At 71.7% G+C, this 21,015-nt stretch carries 18 protein-coding genes; 3 read left to right on the top strand and 15 right to left on the bottom strand.

Translation table 11 applies throughout. The features are described from left to right. Positions 1-524: 524 nt before the first annotated feature. From ACFY1H_RS28440 to ACFY1H_RS28410, 7 genes are all read right to left on the bottom strand, one after another. A complete protein-coding gene (locus tag ACFY1H_RS28440; RefSeq protein ID WP_386951226.1) occupies positions 525-1,943 on the bottom strand; it encodes a S1C family serine protease in 1,419 nt (472 codons plus the stop codon). Between the two features lie 79 nt (positions 1,944-2,022). After that, positions 2,023-3,105, bottom strand: coding sequence for a galactose-1-phosphate uridylyltransferase (gene galT, locus ACFY1H_RS28435; RefSeq protein WP_386951223.1), 1,083 nt, complete (start codon positions 3,103-3,105; stop codon positions 2,023-2,025). Beyond that, complete coding sequence (locus ACFY1H_RS28430; protein ID WP_220244421.1) at positions 3,102-3,902, bottom strand: DeoR/GlpR family DNA-binding transcription regulator; 801 nt, start codon at positions 3,900-3,902, stop codon at positions 3,102-3,104. The genes galT and ACFY1H_RS28430 overlap by 4 nt, the downstream gene beginning before the upstream one ends. A gap of 104 nt (positions 3,903-4,006) precedes the next feature. Next, positions 4,007-5,437, bottom strand: coding sequence for a HAMP domain-containing sensor histidine kinase (locus tag ACFY1H_RS28425; RefSeq protein WP_366584732.1), 1,431 nt, complete (start codon positions 5,435-5,437; stop codon positions 4,007-4,009). After that, complete coding sequence (locus ACFY1H_RS28420) at positions 5,434-6,126, bottom strand: response regulator transcription factor (RefSeq protein WP_364049308.1); 693 nt, start codon at positions 6,124-6,126, stop codon at positions 5,434-5,436. The genes ACFY1H_RS28425 and ACFY1H_RS28420 overlap by 4 nt, the downstream gene beginning before the upstream one ends. A gap of 52 nt (positions 6,127-6,178) precedes the next feature. Further along, on the bottom strand, positions 6,179-6,799 hold the full coding sequence (locus tag ACFY1H_RS28415) for a trimeric intracellular cation channel family protein (RefSeq protein ID WP_386951219.1): 621 nt from the start codon (positions 6,797-6,799) through the stop codon (positions 6,179-6,181). 3 nt (positions 6,800-6,802) lie between these two features. Then, positions 6,803-7,456 carry a response regulator transcription factor gene (locus ACFY1H_RS28410; protein ID WP_366584735.1) on the bottom strand — a complete coding sequence of 218 codons (654 nt, stop codon included), beginning with the start codon at positions 7,454-7,456 and terminating at the stop codon, positions 6,803-6,805. Between the two features lie 367 nt (positions 7,457-7,823). On the opposite strand from ACFY1H_RS28410, the gene rph reads away from it, so the two are divergent. Continuing rightward, positions 7,824-10,412, top strand: a complete 2,589-nt coding sequence (gene rph, locus ACFY1H_RS28405) for a rifamycin-inactivating phosphotransferase (RefSeq protein ID WP_386951215.1) — start codon at positions 7,824-7,826, stop codon at positions 10,410-10,412. Between the two features lie 50 nt (positions 10,413-10,462). On the opposite strand, the gene ACFY1H_RS28400 is transcribed toward rph, so the two are convergent. The 8 genes from ACFY1H_RS28400 to ACFY1H_RS28365 all read right to left on the bottom strand — a co-directional run bounded on the left by ACFY1H_RS28400 (position 10,463) and on the right by ACFY1H_RS28365 (position 19,025). Continuing rightward, a complete protein-coding gene (locus ACFY1H_RS28400; RefSeq protein WP_366584739.1) occupies positions 10,463-10,936 on the bottom strand; it encodes a DUF4190 domain-containing protein in 474 nt (157 codons plus the stop codon). Between the two features lie 166 nt (positions 10,937-11,102). After that, complete coding sequence (locus ACFY1H_RS28395; protein ID WP_386951212.1) at positions 11,103-12,173, bottom strand: DUF6895 family protein; 1,071 nt, start codon at positions 12,171-12,173, stop codon at positions 11,103-11,105. Continuing rightward, positions 12,170-12,979, bottom strand: a complete 810-nt coding sequence (locus ACFY1H_RS28390; protein WP_386951209.1) for an ABC transporter permease — start codon at positions 12,977-12,979, stop codon at positions 12,170-12,172. The genes ACFY1H_RS28395 and ACFY1H_RS28390 overlap by 4 nt, the downstream gene beginning before the upstream one ends. Before the next feature lie 11 nt (positions 12,980-12,990). Next, positions 12,991-13,896: an ABC transporter ATP-binding protein gene (locus tag ACFY1H_RS28385; RefSeq protein ID WP_386951207.1), complete on the bottom strand. Its 906-nt coding sequence runs from the start codon at positions 13,894-13,896 to the stop codon at positions 12,991-12,993. Further along, positions 13,893-14,444 carry a flavoprotein gene (locus ACFY1H_RS28380; protein WP_366584746.1) on the bottom strand — a complete coding sequence of 184 codons (552 nt, stop codon included), beginning with the start codon at positions 14,442-14,444 and terminating at the stop codon, positions 13,893-13,895. Before ACFY1H_RS28380 ends, ACFY1H_RS28385 begins: the two co-directional genes overlap by 4 nt. 10 nt (positions 14,445-14,454) lie before the next feature. Beyond that, positions 14,455-15,753, bottom strand: coding sequence for a lanthionine synthetase C family protein (locus ACFY1H_RS28375; protein WP_386951203.1), 1,299 nt, complete (start codon positions 15,751-15,753; stop codon positions 14,455-14,457). After that, on the bottom strand, positions 15,750-18,782 hold the full coding sequence (locus tag ACFY1H_RS28370; protein WP_366584750.1) for a lantibiotic dehydratase: 3,033 nt from the start codon (positions 18,780-18,782) through the stop codon (positions 15,750-15,752). Before ACFY1H_RS28370 ends, ACFY1H_RS28375 begins: the two co-directional genes overlap by 4 nt. Positions 18,783-18,851: 69 nt before the next feature. Beyond that, entirely contained in the window at positions 18,852-19,025 is a 174-nt protein-coding gene (locus tag ACFY1H_RS28365) for a gallidermin/nisin family lantibiotic (protein ID WP_366584752.1), read from the bottom strand. Between the two features lie 234 nt (positions 19,026-19,259). Here ACFY1H_RS28365 and ACFY1H_RS28360 point away from each other — a divergent pair, with 234 nt between their 5' ends. Further along, positions 19,260-19,793, top strand: a complete 534-nt coding sequence (locus tag ACFY1H_RS28360; protein ID WP_366584754.1) for a sigma-70 family RNA polymerase sigma factor — start codon at positions 19,260-19,262, stop codon at positions 19,791-19,793. Continuing rightward, positions 19,790-20,842: a hypothetical protein gene (locus tag ACFY1H_RS28355; RefSeq protein ID WP_366584756.1), complete on the top strand. Its 1,053-nt coding sequence runs from the start codon at positions 19,790-19,792 to the stop codon at positions 20,840-20,842. Before ACFY1H_RS28360 ends, ACFY1H_RS28355 begins: the two co-directional genes overlap by 4 nt. Positions 20,843-21,015: the final 173 nt, after the last annotated feature.

Below are 21,015 nucleotides of genomic sequence, written 5' to 3'. Positions count from 1 at the left end.
CCACGCTTGGAACGCTGGGAGTCGGGTGCTGCCGTGCCGCTCGAGGTGACCGACGAGGGTGCCGGCCGAGCTTGCCGGCCAAGAATTCTTCGAGCCGAGCGCATCGGGCTGCAGAGCTCCGGACCGCGCGCCGGTCCGGCAGCGGCCGGCTACCGTCCCGAGGCCGTCGGCCCAAGGCTTTTGAAAGCCCCGGCCACGCTTGGAACGCTGGGAGTCGGGTGCTGCCGTGCCGCTCGAGGTGACCGACGAGGGTGCCGGCCGAGCTTGCCGGCCAAGAATTCTTCGAGCCGCCGGCGTAGCGGCCCGCGACGACCCAGAACCAGCTCGCGGGGTTCCGCCGCACGGCCGATCCCGCAGCGACCGCCGCAAGGCCGTGCGTCCGTGGGCTGTCGAAGGCCCCGGCAACGGAGACGGCCACGCGCGACCGGCATCGAGTGCCCGGTCGCGCGTGGCCTTCAAGGGTCCGGCCCCTGCCCAGGGGGTCGAGCCGTGGTTGGTCTCGGCCGCGCCCGGCGGCCGAGCGATCAGTTTGCCGGTACGGGCTGGCCGCCGAGGGTCACCTGGACGGTGCGGCCGTCGGAGAGGGTGAAGGTCGCCTTCTCGTCGGGGGCGCGGGTGCGGACGGCCGCGATGAGCGTGTCGGCGCTGTCGATGGTGCGGTCGTCGATCTTCGTGACGATGTCGCCCGCCTTGAGGCCCGCCTTCTCGGCGGGGCTGCCCGGCGTGATGTCGCCGAGCTGGGCGCCGCCCTGCGGGGCGTCGGCGACCTTGGCGCCGATGAACGTCTGCGTGGCGTGGCCGGTCTTGATGATGTCGTTGGCCGTGCGGCGCGCCTGGTCGATCGGGATGGCGAAACCGATGCCGACGTTGCCGCCCTGCGACGCGCCGCCCTGGCCGCCCTGGCCGCTGTTCGGGCTGTAGATGGCGGAGTTGATGCCGATGACCTGGCCGTTCATGTTCGCGAGCGGGCCGCCGGAGTTGCCGGGGTTGATCGCCGCGTCGGTCTGGATGGCGTCCATGACCGTGGTCTGGTCGGTCTCGTCGCCGCCGGCCTGCACCGGCCGGTGCAGGGAGCTGACGATGCCGGAGGTGACCGTGCCGCTGAGCTCGAACGGCGAGCCGATGGCGACCACCGGCTGGCCGACGCGCAGGTCGTCGGACCGGCCGAGCTCGACCGGGGTCAGGCCGCTGACGTTGTTGACCTTCACCACGGCGATGTCGGTCGTCGGGTCGCGCCCGACGACGCTCGCGGCGGCCTTCTTGCCGTCCTGGAACACGGCCTGGATCTGGCCGCCGTTGGCGGCGACCTCGACCACGTGGTTGTTGGTGAGGATGTAGCCGTCGGTGCTGAGCACGAACCCGGAGCCCTCGCCCGCGGCCGTGCGGCCGGAGACCTGCAGCTCGACGACGCTCGGCGACAGCTTCTGCGCGACGGACTCGATGGAGCCGGACGGCGCGTTGCCCGTCTGCTGCGCGGGCTTCGGCTGGTCGAGCGCGTTGACCGACGGACCGGACGAGCCGCCCGTGAGGTAGCCGACGGTGCCGCCCGCGACGCCGCCGATGACGAGCGCGATCGCGGCGACGCCCGCCAGCAGCTTGCCCGGGCCGGACTTCTTCGGCGCGGGGGCCGGCGGAACGCTGTACGTGCCCGGAGCGGCGTACTGCTGCTGCGTCGTCCCACTGGTGGGCGGGTACGGGTTGTTGCCCATCGGACCGGTCTGCGCACCCTGCGCGGACCACGGGTTCGCCGTGGCGTACCCGGGGTTCTGCTGCTGCGCCTGCTCGCCGTACGTGGGCTGCTCGCCGGAGGCGGGTGCAGGCGCGGGCGACGCGCCGGGGGCGGTGGGCTGACTCCAGGCCGCCTGACCCTCGGTGCCCGGCTGGGCACCCGGGTTCTGGCGACCCGCCGCGGAGTCGTGCGCGTGGGGGTCGTTCTCGGTCATATCCTCACCTAAGCGGCCGGGCCTGAGAGGTTCCTGAGCCGAACCTGTGTTTCGGAGATGAGTATGCCGCGCCCGGTACTCAGCCCGCCGCGCGAAGGCGCTCGGCGATCTGCTCGGGCGTCGCGTCGTTGATCCACACGGCCATGCCGGACTCGGACCCCGCGAGGTACTTGAGCTTGTCCTTGGCCCGCAACACGGAGAACAGCTCGAGGTGCAGCCACGCAAGGTCGCGGTCGCGGCGCACGGGTGCCTGGTGCCACGCGGCGATGTAGGGCAACGGGCGGTCGTAGAGCGCGTCGCAGCGGCGCAGCACGTCGAGGTAGACGCGGGCGAAGTCGTCGCGCTCGGCTTCGGTGAGCGCGGGGATGTCGGGCACCTGGCGGTGCGGCACGACCTGGATGTGCACCGGCCAGCGCGCGGCCGGCGGCACGAACGCCGTCCAGTGCTCGCCTTCCACCAGCACGCGCGAGCCGGATTTCTGCTCCGCCGCCAGCACGTCGCCCATCACCGGGCGACCGTGCTCTTCGCGATACGCGCGCGCGACGTCGAGCATCCGCTCGGTTTTGGGCGTGACGAAGGGGTAGCCGTAGATCTGGCCGTGGGGGTGCGAGAGCGTCACGCCGATCTCTTCGCCGCGGTTCTCGAACGGGTAGACCTGCTCGACGCCCGGAGTCTCACCCAGTGCGATTGTGCGGTCGGCCCACGCGTCCACGACCAGGCGCACGCGTTCGGGACTCAGCTGCGAGAACGAGCCGCCGTGGTCGCTGGAGAAACACACGACCTCGCAGCGCGCGCGGCCCGGCGCGGTCGGCACGAGACCGAGCTCGTCCACAGTGGACGGATCGCCGTGCGCGTTCTGGGAGAACGAGGGGAAGCGGTTCTCGAACACGACCACGTCGTAGTCCGGTTCCGGGATCTCGGTCGGGCGCCCGGGCCCCGAAGGGTCGAGCGGGCACAGGTCGGCCGGCGGCTTGTACGTGCGCGTCTGCCGGTGCGCGGCCATGGCGACCCACTCGCGGGTCAGCGGGTCGAGGCGGATCTCCGACGCGGCGGCCACCGGCGGGAGGTCGCGGGTGTCCTCGGCGGTGCGCTCGTGCTCGCCGTCGTGGTCGAAGTAGATGATCTCCCGGCCGTCCGCCAGGTGTCGCAAGGTGCGTTTCACGCGTCTTCTGCCTCGAGGTTCTCCGCCGTTTCGGCGATCATCAGTTCTCCGACCCGCTCGGTGAGGCTCTCCCTCGCCGAGTCGGGAAGTCCGTCGTCGGTCACCACCACGTGGGCCTCTTCGAGGTCGGCGATCGTGGAGATGCCGACGGTGCCCCACTTCGTGTGGTCGGCGAGCACCACCAGCCGCCGGCCGGCCTCCACGAGCGCGCGGTCGGTCTCGCTCTCGGTGAGGTTCGGGGTGGTGAAACCGGCGCCCTCGGCCATGCCGTGCACGCCGAGGAAAACGAGGTCCAGGTGCAGGGAACGCAGGCTGTGCACGGCGACCGGGCCGACGAGCGCGTCGGACGGCGTGCGCACGCCACCGGTGAGCACGACCGTGCGGTCGGGTTGCGTGGACGCGCGCAGCACGTCGGCGACCTGGATGGAGTTGGTCACGATGGTCAGCCCCGGGATGGGGTCGAGCGCGCGGGCCAGCGTCCACGTGGTGGTGCCGGCGGACAGGCCGATCGCGGTGCCGGGCTTGACGAGGCCGGCGGCGAGCTCGGCGATGGCCTCCTTCTGCGCGCGCTGGCGCACGGACTTCGCCTCGAAGCCGGGCTCGTCGGTGCTCTTGCCAACCACCGACGTCGCGCCGCCGTAGACCTTCTCGACCAGGCCGCGGCCGGCGAGCACGTCGAGGTCGCGGCGCACCGTCATGTCGGACACGCCGAGGCGCGCGACGAGGTCACTGACCCGGACCGCACCGGTCCGGCGGGCCTCCTCGAGGATCACCGCCTGTCGCTGACGTGCGAGCACCACCACTCCTCAAGCACGAACCATCAACCACACAAAATCCTACACGATCAAACATGTGGTGTGTGGGACGTGCCACCCGGGGCGTCCCCCGGACGGGCGAGGAGTCAGCCGGGTGCACCCGGCAACCGGATCGTGAGGAGCGCACCACCTTCCGGGGCGTGCATGGCGTAGACCGCGCCGCCGTGGCGCTCGGCCGCCTGCTTCACGATCGACAGGCCGAGGCCGGAACCCGGCAGCGTACGGGCTTCCGACGAACGGTAGAAGCGGTCGAACACCTTGGGCAGGTCCTCGTCGGCGATGCCCGGGCCGGAGTCGGCGACCTCGACCACGGCCGTGCCGTCGCCGAGGGGCCGCAGCGTCACCCGCACGCGCGAACCGGACGGCGAGAACTTGACGGCGTTGTCCAGCAGGTTGAGCACGGCCCGTTCGAGCGAGCTGTTGTCACCGGTCAGGACCCACGGCTGCAGGTCCACTTCGAACTCGATGTCGCCGGCGCGGCGACGGGCCCGGTCGAGCGCGCGCTCGACGACTTCGACCAGCTCGACGCGTTCGGTCTGCTCGCGCGGCTCGTCCTGACGGGCGAGCTCCACGAGGTCGCCGATGAGCTGGGTGAGCTCGTCGAGCTGCCCGCGGATGTCGGCCTCGATGTCGGCGCGATCCTCCTCCGGCAGCGAGCGGGCGCCCGGCCGGCTGGCCGAAAGCAGCAGCTCCAGGTTGGTGCGCAAGGAAGTCAGCGGTGTGCGCAGCTCGTGGCCGGCGTCGGCGACGAGCTGACGTTGCCGCTCCTGGGAGTCGGCGACCGTGCCGAGCATCGTGTTGAAACTCTGGGTGAGGCGGGCGAGCTCGTCGTCACCGCTCACGGGGATCGGGCGCAGGTCGCCGGTGGCCGCGACGCGCTCGGCGGCCGACGTCAGGCGATCGACCGGCCGCAGCCCAGTGCGCGCGACGGCCGTGCCGGCCCCCGCGGCGACCACGATCCCGGCGCCGCCCACGAGGAAGAGGACGACTGCCAGCTCGTTGAGCGTGCGTTTGGTCGGCTCCATCGACTGCGCGAGCACCATGGCCTCGCCGTGGCCGGAGGGCAGCGCGACCACGCGCGTGTCCGTGGCCACGTCGGTGCGCAGCGACCGCGGCGACTCCCCCGTGGCCACCGCGAGCTCCAACGGCCCGTACGGCGGCGGCGAGCCGGCCTGCGGGTAGATCAGCTTGTTGCTGTACGCGTTGAGCTGGCCGATCTGCAGGTCGGCGCTCGCCAGGAACGCGCCGGGCACCTGTTCGAGCTGCGTCTGCACCGGCGGCGAGTTCACGGCCGCCTGGGCGCGCGCGAGCAGGTTGTCGTCGAGCTGCTGGTAGAGGTTGCTGGACACGATCATGTACGCGCCCAGCGACACGAGCGCCACGGCACCGGCCACGCAGGCGGCGGCCAGCAGCGTCACGCGGCCGCGCAGCGAGAAGCGGCGCGTGCCCCAGCGGTCGCCGCGCGGGTCGGTGACGTCGACGGTCGGAACCGCGGTGCTCGTGGGGGCGTCGGTCACGGCGGGGTTTCGCGCAGGACGTAGCCCACTCCCCGCACCGTGTGGATCAGCCTCGGTTCGTTGCCGGCTTCCGTCTTGCGACGCAAATAACCGACGTAGACCTCCAGCGCGTTGCCCGACGTCGGGAAGTCGTAACCCCATACTTCCTCCAGAATCCTTCCGCGGGTCAGCACGTGCTTGGGGTACGAGAGGAACAACTCGAGCAGCGCGAACTCGGTACGGGTGAGGCTGATCTCGCGGCCGCCGCGGCGGACCTCGCGAGTGCCGGGGTCCAGCGTGAGGTCGGCGAACGACAGCACCTCGCTCGTCTCGCCCTGCTGGGTGTCCGGCACGGCGCGGCGCAGCAGCGCGCGCAGGCGGGCGAGCAGTTCTTCCAGGGCGAACGGTTTGGGCAGGTAGTCGTCGGCGCCGGCGTCGAGGCCGGAGACCCGGTCCGAGACGGTGTCGCGGGCGGTCAGCACGAGGATGGGCAGGTCGTCGCCGGTGCTGCGCAGCCGGCGGGCCACCTCGAGCCCGTCGAGGCGCGGCATCATCACGTCCAGCACCATCGCGTCCGGCCGGTTCGCGATGATCGTCTCCAGGGCCTGCGCACCGTCGCTGGCGAGCTCGACGGTGTACCCGTTGAACTCCAGGGACCGCCTGAGCGACTCACGGACGGCTCGATCGTCGTCCACCACAAGGATGCGCATGACGTCAGTCTTACGCAGAGTGCTGAGACCCGCCTAAGAACACACGCAGAACTCACAAAGAGTCGGTCTCACCAGGCCGGGCCACGGGCGCGTTCCAGTGCCGCCACAGAGCCACCAGCCGAATCGTTACCACCACGGCCGCCGCGACGACCGTGACCGCACTCGACGGCAGTGGCAGAGCGTGACCGATCGCGACCAGCACCGCCCCGGCGAGCGCGGCGACGGCGTAGATCTCCTTGCGGAGGACGAGCGGGATCTCGCGCAGCAGCAGGTCACGCAGTGCGCCGCCGCCGATGCCGCTGGTCATGCCGATCAAGCACGCGGCGTAGGCGGTGGCGCCGGCGTTGAGCGCGATCGTCGTGCCGGCCGTCGCGAACACGCCCAGGCCCAGCGCGTCGGCGAGCAGCACCGCGCGTCTCAGCCGTGCGACCTGGGGGTGGAACGCGAACACGACGAGCGCTGTCGCGGCACACACGGCGAGGTACGGCCAGTTCCGCAACGTCGTCGGCGGGTGGATGCCGAGCAGGACGTCGCGGATGATGCCGCCACCCAGCGCCGTCGTGAGGCCGACGACGATCACGCCGAACACGTCGAGGCGCGCCCGGACGGCGGCCAGCGCCCCGGACGCCGCGAACGCCACCAGCCCGAGCAGCTCGAGCGCGGTGAGCACCATCGGCTACTGGTCGAGCAGCCCGCCGCGGTAGGCCAGCAGCGCGGCCTGCACGCGGTTGGCGGCGCCGATCTTGGAGAGCACCGCGGACACGTACCCCTTCACCGTGGCCTCCGACAGGTGCAGCCGCCCGCCGATCTCGGCGTTCGACAGCCCCTGCCCGATCAGCGCGACGACTTCGCGTTCGCGTTCGGACAGGCTCGCGAGGAGCTTGCGCGCCGGCTGCGCGGCCCGCTGCTCGTCGCGATGGGACTGGACCATGCGCGCCGCCACGCCCGGGTCGAGCACGGCGCCACCTTTGGCCAGGTCACGAATGGCGCGCAGGAGAGCCGACGGGTCGATGTCCTTCAGCAGGAAGCCGTTGGCGCCGAGCCGCAGCGCGAGGCTCACGTACTCGTCGATGTCGAACGTCGTCAGCATCGCGACCATCGGCGGGTCCGGCAGCGCGAGGATGGCCCGCAGCGCGCGGATCCCGTCGTCGGGCGCGCGCATCTTGATGTCGAGCAACGCCACGTCGGGGTGGTAGCGCCGCGCCACCTCCACCGCGGATCTGCCGTCGCTCGCCTCGCCCACGATCTCGATGTCCGAGGCCCCGGACATCATGGCGCGCAGGCCCGAACGAACCAGTTCCTCGTCGTCCGCGAACATGAGCTTGATCAACGAAGCCCTCCGGCAGCCGGTGGTCGAAGCGGCTCCCCGCTTCCCGTTAAGGAAGATTACCTACTGTTGTTCAAGGTTTCGAAACCAGACACGACCAGGTGACGCGACTGGTCCGGCCGGGTCCCGGATCGTGCTGGTCTCCGCCTGCCGGGGTCCCCCACACGGGTGGGGCCGGTCGTCGGTTGACCTACGGCCGTGAGCTTCAGAGGTGAATGTCCAGACCGGACGGAGGGGCGGAAGAGCAAGTACTCCTCCTGCCACTTTCAACCTATAGCGCACCCCCGCTCTTGTGGCAAGACCCCGGTCGTCGTTCACAATCGTCCGCCTCGGCCGGAATTCTCCGGCCCTGGAAAACGGGGGAACAAGAGTGGGTGGAACCGAGCTCGTGCTGGATTTCCGCGAGATCGACCGCAGTCAGGTCGACCTCGTCGGAGGCAAGGGCGCGCACCTGGGGGAGCTTTCGCGGATCGAGGGCGTGCGGGTGCCGCCCGGGTATTGCGTGACGACACGTGCGTTTCGGCGGGTGCTGGCGGAGGTGCCGGCGTTCGACAGCGCGCTGGACCGGCTGGCGCGGCTGGATCCCGACGACCGGGACCAGATCGCCGAGCTGAGCGCGCAGATCCGTGCGGTCGTGTCCGCGGCGGCCGTTCCGGACGACGTGGCGGCGGCGCTGATCGCGCCACTGGAGCCGGGAGCCGCGTACGCCGTGCGGTCCAGCGCGACGGCCGAAGACCTGCCGACGGCCTCGTTCGCCGGCCAGCAGGACACGTACCTCAACGTCGTCGGGCCGGCGGCGGTCCTCGAGCACATCCGGCTCTGCTGGGCCTCGCTGTTCACGGACCGGGCCGTGACCTACCGCCTGCGCAACGGGTTCGACCACGGCCGGGTCCACATGGCCGTGGTGGTGCAGCGGATGGTGCTGCCGGAGGCGTCCGGGATCCTGTTCACGGCCGACCCCATCACGTCGAACCGGAAGGTCACGACCGTCGACGCCGGGTTCGGCCTCGGCGAGGCGCTCGTCTCCGGGCTGGTGAACGCCGACAGCTACCGGGTGCGCGAAGGGGAGATCGTCGAGAAGACGGTGTCGGCCAAGCAGCTCGCCATCCACGCGGTGCCCGGTGGCGGCACGCGCGAAGACGCGATCGCGCCGGAGGAGCAGGAGCGGCCGGCGCTGACCGACGAGCAGGTGCTGGAACTGGAACGGCTGGGCCGCCGCATCGAGGCCTACTTCGGCCGGCCTCAGGACATCGAGTGGTGCCTGGCCGAGGGCGACTTCCAGGTCGTGCAAAGCCGGCCCATCACCACGTTGTTCCCGATCCCGCCCGCAGCCGACGACGGCAACCACGTGTACCTCTCGGTCGGGCACCAGCAGATGATGACCGACGCGATGCGGCCGCTCGGGCTGTCCGTGTGGCAGCTGACCACGCCGCGGCCGATGGCGGAGGCGGGCAGCCGGCTGTTCGTCGACGTCACCCCGGGCCTGGCGACGAAGGCCGGGCGCGCCGGGTACCTGGAGATGATGGGTGCGTCGGATCCGCTGATGCGCGACGCGCTGCAGACCGTGCTCGACCGCGGTTTCCTGCCGGAGCCGACCGACGGCGGCGCCGCCCCGCTGCCGTTCGGCGTCGCACCCGAGCCGATCAAGACCGACTCCGCGATCGTCCACGAGCTGATCGCGGAGAACCAGGCGTCGCTGGCCGCGCTCGAGCGTGGCATCAGGGAGAAACGCGGCGCGGAGTTGTTCGACTTCATCCTCGCGGACCTGCAGGAGCTGCGGCGTCTGTTGTTCAACCCGCGCAGCCACCAGGCGATCATGGCCGGGATGGACGCGACGACGTGGCTGAACGACCGGCTGCGCGAGTGGCTGGGCGAGGAGAACGCCGCCGACACGCTCTCGCAGTCCGCGCCCGACAACGTCTCGTCGGAGATGGGCCTCGCCCTGCTGGACGTCGCCGACGTCCTCCGCCCGCACGCGGAGGTGGTGGCGTTTCTCCGGACTGTGCGGGACGAGGGCTTCCTGGACGAACTTCCCGCGTTGCCCGGCGGAAGTGAGGCGCGAAAGGCGATCCAGACCTATTTGGACACTTACGGTATGCGCTGTGTTGGCGAAATAGACATCACCCGGCCACGGTGGAGCGAACGTCCCAGCACACTGCTGCCCGTGTTGCTCGGCAACGTCGACAACTTCGAACCCGGTGCGGCGCGCCGGCGTTTCGACCAAGGGCTGCGGGAAGCCGGGCAAAAGGAACAGGAACTGCTTTCGCGGTTGCGGGTTCTGCCCGACGGCGGCCGCAAAGCCGAAGAGACCAAGGCGATGATCGACCGGCTGCGCACCTTTGTCGGCTATCGCGAATACCCCAAGTACGGGATGATCAGCCGCTATTTCCAGTACAAGAAGGCGCTGCTGGCCGAGGCCGAGCGCCTCGTCGCGGCCGGCGTGCTCGAGGCGCCGGAGGACAGCTTTTCCCTGCGGTTCCAGGAACTGCACGAGGTCGCGCGCACCGGAGTCGCCGACGCCGACCTCATCCGCCGGCGCAAGGAACAGTTCGCGGCGGACCAGGCGCTCACCCCGCAGCGGGTGCTCACCTCCGAGGGCGAGACCGTCTCCGGGAGCTACCGGGGTTCGGACGCACCGGCCGGCGCGCTGCCCGGCCTGCCGGTGTCCACGGGGACGGTCGAGGGCCGCGCCCGCGTTGTCCTGGACCTCGCCGAAGCCGATCTCGAAGCCGGCGACATCCTCGTGACCGCCTACACCGACCCCAGCTGGTCACCGGCGTTCGTGACGATCGCCGGCCTGGTCACGGAGGTCGGCGGCCTGATGACCCACGGCGCCGTGGTCGCCCGCGAATACGGACTGCCGGCCGTCGTCGGCGTCAACCGGGCCACGCGGCTGATCCGCGACGGGCTGCGGGTCCGCGTGAACGGCACCCACGGCTACGTCGAGCTCCTCGACTGACGCCGGAGCCGTCGGGGATCCCCCGATCCCCGACGGCTCCACGGCTTTGGTCAGCGGTTCTGCACGTTGTCGTTGAACTGCTGCTGGCAGCTCTGGATCTGCGAAGAGTCGGTGCCGGCCTTGTTCAGGCAGTCCTGCAGGTCGTTGAGCTGGCTGCCGAACGACGCGAAGATCGAGCCGATCGCGATGAGGATCACCGCACCGATGACCAGGCCGATGCTGCCGGTCACGATGCCGGCGATGGCGGCGCCCTTGTTGGTCGCCTCACGGCGGTTGGCGCGCTTCACGCCGAGGATGCCGAAGATCAGCGCGAGAACGCCCAGGATGATGCCGCCCCACACCGTCCAGCACAGGACGAGGGCGATGATGCCCAGCACGAGGGCCGTGACGCCGAACCCGTTGCGCGGCGCGCCGCCGACGGGCTGCTGCTGCCCGTAACCGGCGCCGACCGGCGGAGCTGCGAACGGGGCACTCTGGCCGGCGGGGTACTGCTGGTACTGCTCAGGGTTGTCGGGCGTGCTCACGTACTTCACCTTTCCAGTGATGGGAACCGGAACTTTACGGCCCGGCGCACGCCTTATCGGGCGGATTGCCTGATCGTTACCAATCGTGCGGATCAAGGCCGACACGATCACCCGGAACCCGACATTTCCCCTGGCTGCGTGACAATCGCGCTGGCGTCGTCCTCGGCTAGCGCCAGGCGTCGAGCGCCGCGCGGCACAACGCCGTTCGCTCGACGTCGGCGGGGATGCCGAAGCTGCCGTCGGGCTGCTGCCGTGCCCGCAGGTGGTGCACCGCCGCGGTGATGACCGGACCGCGCAGGCCGTCGCGCGCCGCGGCCGACAGCAGGGTTGCGGTCCGGCCCAGGTCGCCGCGCCGGAACGCGATCACGAGTTCCTCGGGCAGCTCCGGGGCCGGGCGCGTTTCCCCGGCCACCGGCACAGCGAGGGCGAGTTCGGTGACGAGCGTGGTGTGGTAGCACGTCCCGAACACGTACGCGGTGGCTTTCCGCCCGGTCAGCCGGGCCGCGACATCCGGGTCGTGGAGCGGGCCCGCGACCGCGCCGTCGGCCCGCGCGGCGGTGGCGAGCCGGTGCCGGGCGGGCCCGTTCGCGACGCCCATCAGCAGCGTGGTGTGGAAAAGCTCCGCACCCAGGTCGAAGTCGCCGTCCGCGAGGTGCGCGGCCAGCATCAGCCGGGTCGTCCGCGCCAGCGCAGCGTCCGTGGGCAACGCGGTCCGGCCGAACGCCGTGCCGTAGAAAACCGCGTGGGTCAAGGCGTAACAGTCGGCATCGGTCATCCGGAACGGATCGAGGTGTTGCCCTTCCCGCCACCGGTGGAACAGCCGGCGTGCCGAGGGCAGGTGGGGGTTCGCCAGCCCGCCGAGGTCGGTGACGTACCTCAGTTCCAGCGCGCCGATCCCGTCCTGGTTCGGCCGGACACCCGCGTCGAGCAGCGCCTGCGCCGCGGCCAGCAGGTCCGGACGGCGGGCCCCCAGCCGATCCATCAGCGCGAGCAGCCAGACGTGGTAGGTGAAGTAGGCGTCGCCGCGGTAGAGCCCGGCCCGGAACTCCGGCGTCGCGGTCAGCCGGCCGGCCAGCTCGAGCGCGGCGTCGGTGAGCGCGAGCCCGGGCACCTGGTCGCACAGCAGCAGCAGCTCCAGCAACGGACCGCCGGCGAACGGCCGGGCCGGCAGGAACTCGTTCCAGACCCGTGGCTCGAACCACTCGAGGTGCGCCTCGAGCCAGTCGCACGAGTTCATCGCCCCACCCGCAGCCGCAGCAAGACCGAGAAGACCACGGCCAGTCCTCCGGTCACGGCCAGGTCGAGCCACCACGGCAGGGCCCCGCCCGCCGGCACCAGCAGATGCCGCACGCCGTCGACCGCGTACGTCATCGGGTTGACCTTGAGCGCGACCGAAAGCCACGCGGGTCCGCCGTCCGGCCTGAACACCGAGCCGGAGAGGAACAACAGCGGGTACATCGCCAGCTGCACCGCCGACTGCAGAGTCTGCACCCGGGTGATCGCGGTTGCCAGAAACGCGCCGAACAGACCGAAAATCGCTCCGACGAGGGTGAACGCCGCCACGCCGACGGGATAGGACAGCACGGTGAGCCGCAATCCCAGCAAGGGCGCGAACACCAGCATGCCCGCGCTCTGCGCACCGGCGGTCACTGCCGTCGCGAGGACCTTGCCCAGCGGCAGGCACAGCCGCGGGACCGGCGCCACCAGCATCTCCCGCAGCGCACCGTACTCGCGGTCGAACGCGTAGCTCAGCCCGGAGCTCACCCCGAGCGTCACCACCTGGATCGCGATGATCCCGGGGAACACGTACGCGCTGAACGGGACACCGTCGACCGAGCCGATCATCCCGTCGAAACCGACCGCGTAGACGAGCAGGAAGAACACCACCTGCACGGCTTGCGCGACGAGCGTGCCGGGATGGCGTGCCTGCCGGTACAGATCACGCCCGGCGACCACGGCCAGCGCGCGGCAGAACTCGGCCCATGGTGCCCGAGCGGACTCCACCGTCGCCGGGACGGGCACGCGGATTTCCTGCACAGTCATGGTGTCCGCCTTCAGGATTCGGTGGTGGCGAAGTAGACGTCGTCCAGCGAGGGCTCCCGCAAGGCCACCTCGGTGACCGGCACGGTGACCGCCCGCACTACCTCGGCGATCCGCCGCTCGGGCTGTGTACAGCGCACCAGCAGACCGTCCGTTGTGGACGAAACATCGAAGCCCGCGCGGATGAGCTCGGCTTCGGCCACGACGTCGTCCGCAGTGGACAGGCGCAACGCGGTCGCCGCCAGCTCGGCCTTGAGCACGGCCGGCGAACCACCGCGCACCAGGAGTCCGTTGTGGATGATCGCCACCTGGTCGGCGAGCTCGGCCTCGGCCAGGTAATGCGTGGCGTACAGGACGGTCACGCGCTCGTCGTCACGAAGCCGGCGCAGGTCAGCCCACAGCGCCCGGCGGACGTCGGGGTCGAGGCCGGTCGTCGGCTCGTCGAGGATGACCAGGCCGGGGCGGTGCAACAAGGCCCGCGCGATCTCCAGCCGGCGTGCGAGCCCGCCGGAGAGCTGTTCGACGGGGTCGGCGCGCCGGTCGGCCAGGTCGAACTGGCGCAACACGTCGTCGATGCGCGCTCGCGCTTGTGCCCGCGGCAGCCCGAAGAGGCGGGCGTGGAACCAGAGGTTGCGTTCCACCGGCAGATCGGGGTCGAGTGTCTGCTCCTGGAAGACCATGCCGATCCGCCGCCGCACGGCGACGGGGTCCACCGCTGCGTCATGCCCGAACACCTCGATCCGGCCGGAGTCCGGCGGCACCGCGGTCGACAGCGCTTTGAGCAGCGTGGACTTCCCGGCGCCGTTCGGGCCGAGCAGCGCCACGATCTCGCCGCGCCGCGCGCCGAGCGACACCCCGTCGACGGCGGTCCGCCCGCCGTAGGTGACCACGAGATCACGCACGTCGAAGGCAGGCGTCATGCCGACACCTCCGCACCCGCGCTGAGCCGCTCCAGCAACACTTCGGCCGGTGGCACGACGATGCTCGGCACGATCGCGCGGCTCGCCACCTCGTAGGCGGCGCCCGGGATCGGGTCGACGACGTCGTGGCCGTCCTCGCGCAGCAGCGCGACGTTGCGCTGCACCGCGGGCCGCTGCCACATCACCGGGTTCATCGCCGGCGCGAAGGTGACCGGGCAGTCGGCGGCCAGCACGGTCGTGGTGAGCAGGGTGGGTGCCAGGCCGTGGGCGACGGTGCCGAGCAGGTTCGCCGTGGCGGGCAGGATCAGCGCGCGGTCGGCCCACCGGCCGAGCGCGACGTGCCCGCCCGCCGGGTCCTCGTCGGTGCAGACGCGATCGCAGAGCACGGCGAGGCTGCCCGCCGGCAGGAAGCGGGCCGCGGTCGTGGTGAGCACGGCGACGATCTGCCGCACCCCGGCGGCGCGAAACGCGTGCAGGTAGGCGGGCAGACTCAGCACCGCGACCGAACCGCTCACTCCGAGCAGGAGTTTCTCCGGTGGACCGGACATGGCGACCTCCTCAGGTCAGCATCAGGGCGGTGTCCCACGCACCCGCCGCGGGCAGCAGAGCGCAGGCCACGCCGGCCGCGCCTTCGAGCATCCCGGCGACGTTCAGCCGCCGGTATCCCGTCGCGTCCAGCCAACCCCGCGGCGAATCCGGCACGAGGTGGGGGAAGACGAACGGGGCGGCCGGGTCGGCGAACGACAGCACCCGGGCGGTCAGCCGGGCGCAGCCGTCGAGCAGCACCGGGTCGCCGGCGGCGGTGCCGACGCGGCGCAGGATCTGCAGCAGCCCGGCGTAGCCGTGGCAGACCGTCGGGCCGTCGAGCCGCCACGACTGCTCGTCGCGGGCCAGGACGGCACGCAACGCACCGACGGCGGCGGCGCACCACCCCGCTTCGCCCAGCACCGCGCCGGCCCGGTGGAGCGCGGCCGCGACGCCGGGAGCGCCGTAGCACCACGCCTCGCGGGTGAACACGTCGGCGGCGGGCGAGAGTTCCTCGTCCCAGCCGAGCCGGCACGGCCAGTACGCGCCCGCCTCGCCGGTACGACGCTGGGCGAGCAGCCAAGATCCGATGCGCCGCATGGCGGCACGCTGTCCGGGCACTTCCACGTCGCGTTCGAGCGCCGCGGCGAAGAACGCGAGCGGGCCGGGGATCCCGTGGGCCAGGCCGAGGTTGAAGTCGCCGCGCGGATACCGGCGGGCGTCCTCGGCGACCGGCTGCAGCTGCGACGGGATCCACCAGCCGGGCACGGTGTGTCCGTCCACAGTGATCGGTTCGGTCAGCTTCACCAGGTACCGCAACGTGTTCTCGACCACGCCGGTTTCGCCGACGTCCAGCAGCAGCCGGGCGGTTCCGGACAGGCCGTTGATCACGTCGTAGTGCGCCCACGAGACGCCGGGTTCGGTCCGCGCGGCGCACGCGTCGAGCCGCGTCTGCTGATCCGCCGCGACCCAGGCGGCGAGCTTCCGGCGCAGAGTTCCGTAGTTCGGGTTCAGCCGGTGCACGGCGGTGAGCAACGCCGCGGGCCCGGCGTAGAGGCCGTTGGCCGGTTGCCCGGACATGAGCTGCGCAGCGCGTGCGACGTGCCGGTGCGCCACAGCGAACCAGCGTTCGTCGGCCGCCGCGAGTTCGGCGTACAGGAGGGCGATGCCGGGCAGGCCCGCGGCGAGCGCGACCGGAGCCCACATCGAGGCGCCGTAGATCGGCTCGACGTTGTCCGGCCGGCTCGCGATCTCGGCGACGGAATCCGGCTCGGCAAGCCGGTCTGCGACGAGCAAGACGGCTTCTTCGGCGTCGGTCAGGCACGCGGTCATCGGTGGTGCCTCCGCCGGTTCGCGTTGTCCTGCACGGCACCACGCGCGAGCCCGAGCACGATGGCTTCCCGGCTGGAGGAGCCGCCGAAGAGCCGGTTGCAGGTCATGTGCATCAGGCTGCCGACGATCCGTGCTTCCGGTGCCGCACAACGGTCGCCGAGCTCGCGGATGAGCCGCCTGTAGTCGCGGGCCGCGGCGTCGCGCGCGCTCAGCGCGGCCAGGACGGGAGCGCCGGCTTCGCCGAGCCCGGCCCAACCACCTGCGGGGTCGATCAGGCGTTGCCACCGCGCCGCGTCTTTTCGGTACTCCGCGGGCAGTTCGCGGCGGCTGCCGGTGATCGCGAGCCACGATTCGGCCGCGTCGCCGGTGTCGGTCACCCAGCGCGCTCCCGGCGACGGCGCCCCGAACGCCTTCGCCAGCGCGGCCACGGAAATGGCGCCGAGCGTGTCCAAGGAGAACAGTCCCTGCTTGGCCAGCCGCAGGAGCGTGATCGCCGCTTCGCTGTCCGCACCGAATAGGCGCTCGGCGGCAGCCTGCGCCGCGGGCCCACCGTACCGCTCCAGCTCGGGGTCGTACTGCTCGATGCTGGAGCTGCCTGCGAAACCCGTCCGCTGCCAGGCGGCGAGCACCTCGGACGCGGCAGGCAGGAGCTCGGACCACAGGCGCGCGGGCTCGCCGTGGAACCGCAGCCGCAGGTGGTGGCCGTCGGAATCGGTGTAGCGGATGAAGAACCAGCGATCGACGCCCGCCTCCGCGGCCGGCGTCAGCAGCCGGGGGAGCTCGTCGCGCAGCAGGTCGTCCTGGACGCGGCAGGACCCGCGGACCAGCAGGTACAACCAGTCGCCCGCCAGCCGCGCCGGTTCGGGCCGGGCGACTACGTGGGCGACGTGCGGTGGCCGGCCCCGCTCGGGCCGCGGCACGAGCGAAACGACGACCTCGCGCGTGTGCCCGTCGCCGACCGAATCTTCGCCGCCCGCGATTTCCTGGGCCACCAGCTCGGGATTGCGCGCCAGTTCGTCGCGCAGCAGCTCGCGGTGCCACGGGTCGCCGAGGTTCAGCAACAGCCGCTGGTCGGTGCTGACGACCAGCACCCGGTCCGGCACCTGCCAGCGGGCCTGCCAGTCGGCGACGGCCCGGTCGATGTCGTCCTGCCCTCGCAACCCGTCGAGCCGCCAGGTCGCGGGCGCAAGCACCGTGCGGCGGTAGCGGATCCGCGGCAGGAACGGCGCGTTCGCCATCGGCCCCCAGTTCCACGGTTCCCACAGCCGCTGCCCTTCCAAGCCCACCTCGAACAGCAGGCGGATCACGTTGGGCGCCTGCACGGCCGGGCTGACCATGTTGGGCAGCACGGGAACCAGCTCACGGCCGGTCGGCACGTGCACGGCGTAGAGGCGTTCGAGCGTCGCTCCGACGGCGATCTCGGCGACCGGGATCTCTTCGGTCCCTGGCGCGTCCGGCAGCCCGGCGGTGATCCGCCGCCCGGTGGCTCCGACGGTGTGCGCGAGGTTCGCCGCACGGCCCGAGCGGGGCATGAACGCCAGGTCGGCGTGGACGGCCCCGGGCACGTGCACCAGCTGCTCGCCGTCGCGCCAGTCCGGCAGGAGGTCGTGGAAGCGGCCGGATGTCGCGCCCGCGTGGTGCGAGCCGGGGCTGGGCGAGACGACGACCCGGAACCCGCCGTCGGCCTGGTCGACCACATGCACGTACAGCTCGCAAGAGTTCGGCAGGTCTGCCGGATCGGCGTCGTCATAGGCGAGTTCGCGCACCAGCTCGTCGGTGAGCACGGCCTCGCGCGAGTTCTCCCGGACGGCGGCCATCGCCAGCTCGCTGATCAGGCGGTCGCGTTTCGTGCTCGCCGGTTCGGGCGTTTCCTCCGGCGCGGCCTCGCTTTCCGGCCATTCGTAGCCGGCGGGCGCGCCCAGCGAGCGCGTCGGATCGAGCAGTTCGAGCACCGGAACCAGCCGGTCGGCGCCGTAGCGTTCGAGGAACCGGCCGTGGAACCCGCGCAGCGGACGCATGCCCAGGCGCGGCGGGGACAGCCGCCACAGAACCTCGGCGGCGCGTTCGACCTCGGTGCGGACTTCCTCGGACAGTCGCAAGCGGACGTCCACCCGGGTGTCGACGTGCAGGGGTGTCGCGAAGTCCTCGATCTCCCGGGCCGCGGCGAGCAGCCCGGTGAGCTCGACCGTGCCTTCGCCGGGCGCGAGCGCGTCGTACTTCCCGCGCAGCCGGTCCAGTTCCTGAAGCCGGGCGCGGAGGTCGCCGTCCGGGAGTCCGCTCAGGACGTGGTGCAGCGGATCGGTGCCGTCCAGCGGCGGGCGCAGGTCCGTGATCAGCAGCTCCTGCTCGACGAGCGTTCGCACGAGCCGCCAGACGGGCGCCTCGGCGCCGTCGGAGAACTGCCCGGCGAGCCTGCGCACCAGTTCGGCGGCGGGGACGGGCGACGCCGCGGCCCGCAACGCGGCGGCGACCACGGGCGAGCGGCGCGCGGACACGATCGTGCGCGTGGTCTGGCCGGGTGCGGCGCCATGCCCTGACGGCGTCTCCAGCAGCACGCGGTCACCCCGGCCGGTCAGCGCCTGGTGGCTGCGGACGCGCAGGCCCCGCAGCACCGCGGGATCCGTTTCGGCGCGGTGCACGATCCGCAGGAGCCAGCTCATATCGGCGTGTGTGCGGTGGCGGTCCGCCGTTCCCCGTTCGAAAGCCGCGTCGCCGAACTCGCCTGAGGCGACCCCCGCGAACAGGCCGAACGGCGTCGGCCGCGTCCGCATCCGGATGTCGTAGCGCAGCACGGAAAGCGCGGCCCGACGCAGCTGTTTCGGTTTCAGGGCCGCGACTTCGCCGGCGGCGACGCGCTCGAGCACGGCGCCGAGGCTCGGGCTGGCCAGCGTGATCGCCTCGACCAGCCGGGGCTCGGCGACCGCCGCGGTCAGCAGGCCGGCGTAGGTGTCCGGGCCACCCGGTGGGGATTCGGCCAGCAACGGCGACCGGACGAGGAAAGCAGGCCAAGCGCGGAACAACGGATCCATCGGTTCCCCCGGAGACGGACGGACGGTTCGGGAAGGCGCCGGGCCGAGTCCCGGCCCGGCGCCACGGGATCAGCAGCAGAAGCTGCAGTTGCTGCCGCCACCCGGGCTGGTGCAGCCGGGGGTGCACAGCGAGATGCTGGTGATCGCCGGCGTCACGCTCATCTGCTCGACACCCACCTCAAGGTCGAGGTCGAACAGATCGACGTCGTCGATCACCGCGGCGGTGGTTTCGAAAGTCGGCATGGTTACTCCTTGCTTCGGAATCGGGTGAGTTCTTCCCCTCGAGGTGGCGGACGCCCCTGAAGTCCGCCTTTTCAAAACAAGCCAGACCGCGAAACGCGCCTCAAGCCCTTCGGCGACAACTGGCAGTCACCAGGCGGCCGGGCAGTCCTCCGGTCGGGGGCACTCGAACGAACGCCGTGAACCGCCGGCCGCTTCGCTGCTACACCTATGTATGTGTGGTCGGACGAGCAGCTCATGTCCTCCGTCGCAGGCGGCGACCAGCATGCTCTTCGCCACCTGTACGAACGGCACAGCAGCGGGATGTTCCGCTTGCTGCGCCGCCTCACGTCCGACGCCGGGGCAGCCGAAGAGATCCTCCAGGAAGCCTGGCTGGCAGTGTGGCAGTCGGCAGGCAGCTTCCGCGCCGAATCTTCCGTCCGCGGCTGGCTCTACGGCGTGGCCCGCCGCCAAGCCCACAATCGCCTCCGGCGCGCCACGCTGGTGGAAGTCGGCCTCGACGAAGCCGCCGCCGTCCCCGACGAAGCCCCCGGCGTCGAGGACCGCGTACTGGCCGGCGTCGAACGGGCGGCCCTGGTGGAAGCGATCACCGAGCTGCCGGAACACCTGCGCGAAGTCCTCGTGCTGGTGCTCGGAGAAGACCTCTCGTACCCGGAGGTGGCGACCGCGCTGGGCATCCCGGTCGGCACCGTCAAAAGCAGGATGTCGCACGCCCGGCGCCACCTGAGCGCGCGGCTCAGCCCGTCTCCGGCCCGCAGGAGCACACCATGACCCACCCCACCGACGACGAACTGCGTCTCATCGACCGGCCCGAGGGCCACCTCGCGGAGTGCCCCGCCTGCCACCGGCGCTGGGACTCCTGGCGCTCACTCACCGCGGCCACGCGCCAAGCCGCGCTGGTCCTGACGCCTGAGCTGGCGCCGCCGTCGTTCGACACGCTGCTGCCGGATCTGGTGTCCGGGGCCGATGCGGTGCTGCCGGACCTGACGCTCGCTTCCCACGCACCGGGGCCGGACCTCGCGCCCGCATCCGACGCACAGGGGCGGGACCTCGCACCCGAATCCGGCTCGCGTCTACCGAACCTGGCAGCTGCGTCCGACGCGCTGCCGCCGGAAGCGGCGACCCCGCACCGACCGCGAGCGAGCGCGCTCCCGAACGCGGCACCCAGGCCGGCTCCGCGCCGATCTTTGCGGACGAGCGCGCTGCTGGTCTGGTGGCAACTCCGCCTGATGCCCCGCCGGCTGCTCCCGCTGAGCTTCGTCGGCCTCGCCGCCGCCGTCGGGATCGCGCTGATCACCCCGGACCCGTTGCCGGCGTCGCGCTACTTCGCGGCCGGCGTGGTCCTCGTCGCGCTGCTGGGGTCGCTGGCCACAATCTCGCGCCGCGGCGACCCGCGGGGCGAGCTCCTGTTCGCCCTGCCGACGTCACCCGTCACCGTATTCATCGCGCGCCTGGTGGTGGTGCTGACCGTCGACCTTCTGCTGGCGCTGGCCGGCTCGGTCGCCGTCCATGCGGCGGGCATCGGCAGCGGCGTGTTCGACCTGGTCACGGGCTGGCTCGGCCAGTCGCTGCTCGCCTCGGCCATTGCCGTCGCCGGCACGGTCCGCTGGTCCTCCGGCGTCGGCGCCGCGGCCGCTGTCGCGGCCTGGTGCCTCGGCTCCCTGACCACCCTCGCCCGCGGCGGCCTCGCTGAACGCATCGGCGCAGCCGCCGCGCAAATCTGGGGCACCACCCCCTGGACACTCGCCCTCGTCCTGCTGCTGTTCGTCCTGGCCGCCCGCCAGCTACGCCTGCCCGAACGCCGCCGGGAATTCGCGTGAACCACTTCGCCGGCACCCTCGGTGCACCACCGCCCGCGGAAACACGAAGCGGCGCGGGCCAGGCAGAATCACTCGACCTCGCGGCCGCGGCAGCGCCAACATCAGCCCAAATCTGCGTGGCTCCTCGCCTCCCTCGCCGAAGGCATCGGTGCTGCCGAAACCCGGGCCACCGT

Origin of the sequence: Amycolatopsis sp. NPDC001319 (assembly GCF_042896185.1) — a bacterium.
Classification (GTDB): Bacteria; Actinomycetota; Actinomycetes; order Mycobacteriales; family Pseudonocardiaceae; genus Amycolatopsis.
The sequence above is the reverse complement of the archived record's forward strand: the minus strand, read 5'-3'. Positions and strand labels throughout refer to the sequence as shown.

What these genes read in the sequence shown, in the direction of transcription:
- ACFY1H_RS28375 (WP_386951203.1), bottom strand. Translation starts at nt 15,753, where the DNA reads ATGACCGCGTGCCTGACCGACGCCGAAGAAGCCGTCTTGCTCGTCGCA.
- ACFY1H_RS28355 (WP_366584756.1), top strand. Translation starts at nt 19,790, where the DNA reads ATGACCCACCCCACCGACGACGAACTGCGTCTCATCGACCGGCCCGAG.
- ACFY1H_RS28385 (WP_386951207.1), bottom strand. Translation starts at nt 13,896, where the DNA reads ATGACGCCTGCCTTCGACGTGCGTGATCTCGTGGTCACCTACGGCGGG.
- ACFY1H_RS28380 (WP_366584746.1), bottom strand. Translation starts at nt 14,444, where the DNA reads ATGTCCGGTCCACCGGAGAAACTCCTGCTCGGAGTGAGCGGTTCGGTC.
- ACFY1H_RS28440 (WP_386951226.1), bottom strand. Translation starts at nt 1,943, where the DNA reads ATGACCGAGAACGACCCCCACGCGCACGACTCCGCGGCGGGTCGCCAG.
- ACFY1H_RS28420 (WP_364049308.1), bottom strand. Translation starts at nt 6,126, where the DNA reads ATGCGCATCCTTGTGGTGGACGACGATCGAGCCGTCCGTGAGTCGCTC.
- ACFY1H_RS28395 (WP_386951212.1), bottom strand. Translation starts at nt 12,173, where the DNA reads ATGAACTCGTGCGACTGGCTCGAGGCGCACCTCGAGTGGTTCGAGCCA.
- ACFY1H_RS28415 (WP_386951219.1), bottom strand. Translation starts at nt 6,799, where the DNA reads ATGGTGCTCACCGCGCTCGAGCTGCTCGGGCTGGTGGCGTTCGCGGCG.
- ACFY1H_RS28360 (WP_366584754.1), top strand. Translation starts at nt 19,260, where the DNA reads ATGTCCTCCGTCGCAGGCGGCGACCAGCATGCTCTTCGCCACCTGTAC.
- ACFY1H_RS28370 (WP_366584750.1), bottom strand. Translation starts at nt 18,782, where the DNA reads ATGGATCCGTTGTTCCGCGCTTGGCCTGCTTTCCTCGTCCGGTCGCCG.
- ACFY1H_RS28365 (WP_366584752.1), bottom strand. Translation starts at nt 19,025, where the DNA reads ATGCCGACTTTCGAAACCACCGCCGCGGTGATCGACGACGTCGATCTG.
- ACFY1H_RS28390 (WP_386951209.1), bottom strand. Translation starts at nt 12,979, where the DNA reads ATGACTGTGCAGGAAATCCGCGTGCCCGTCCCGGCGACGGTGGAGTCC.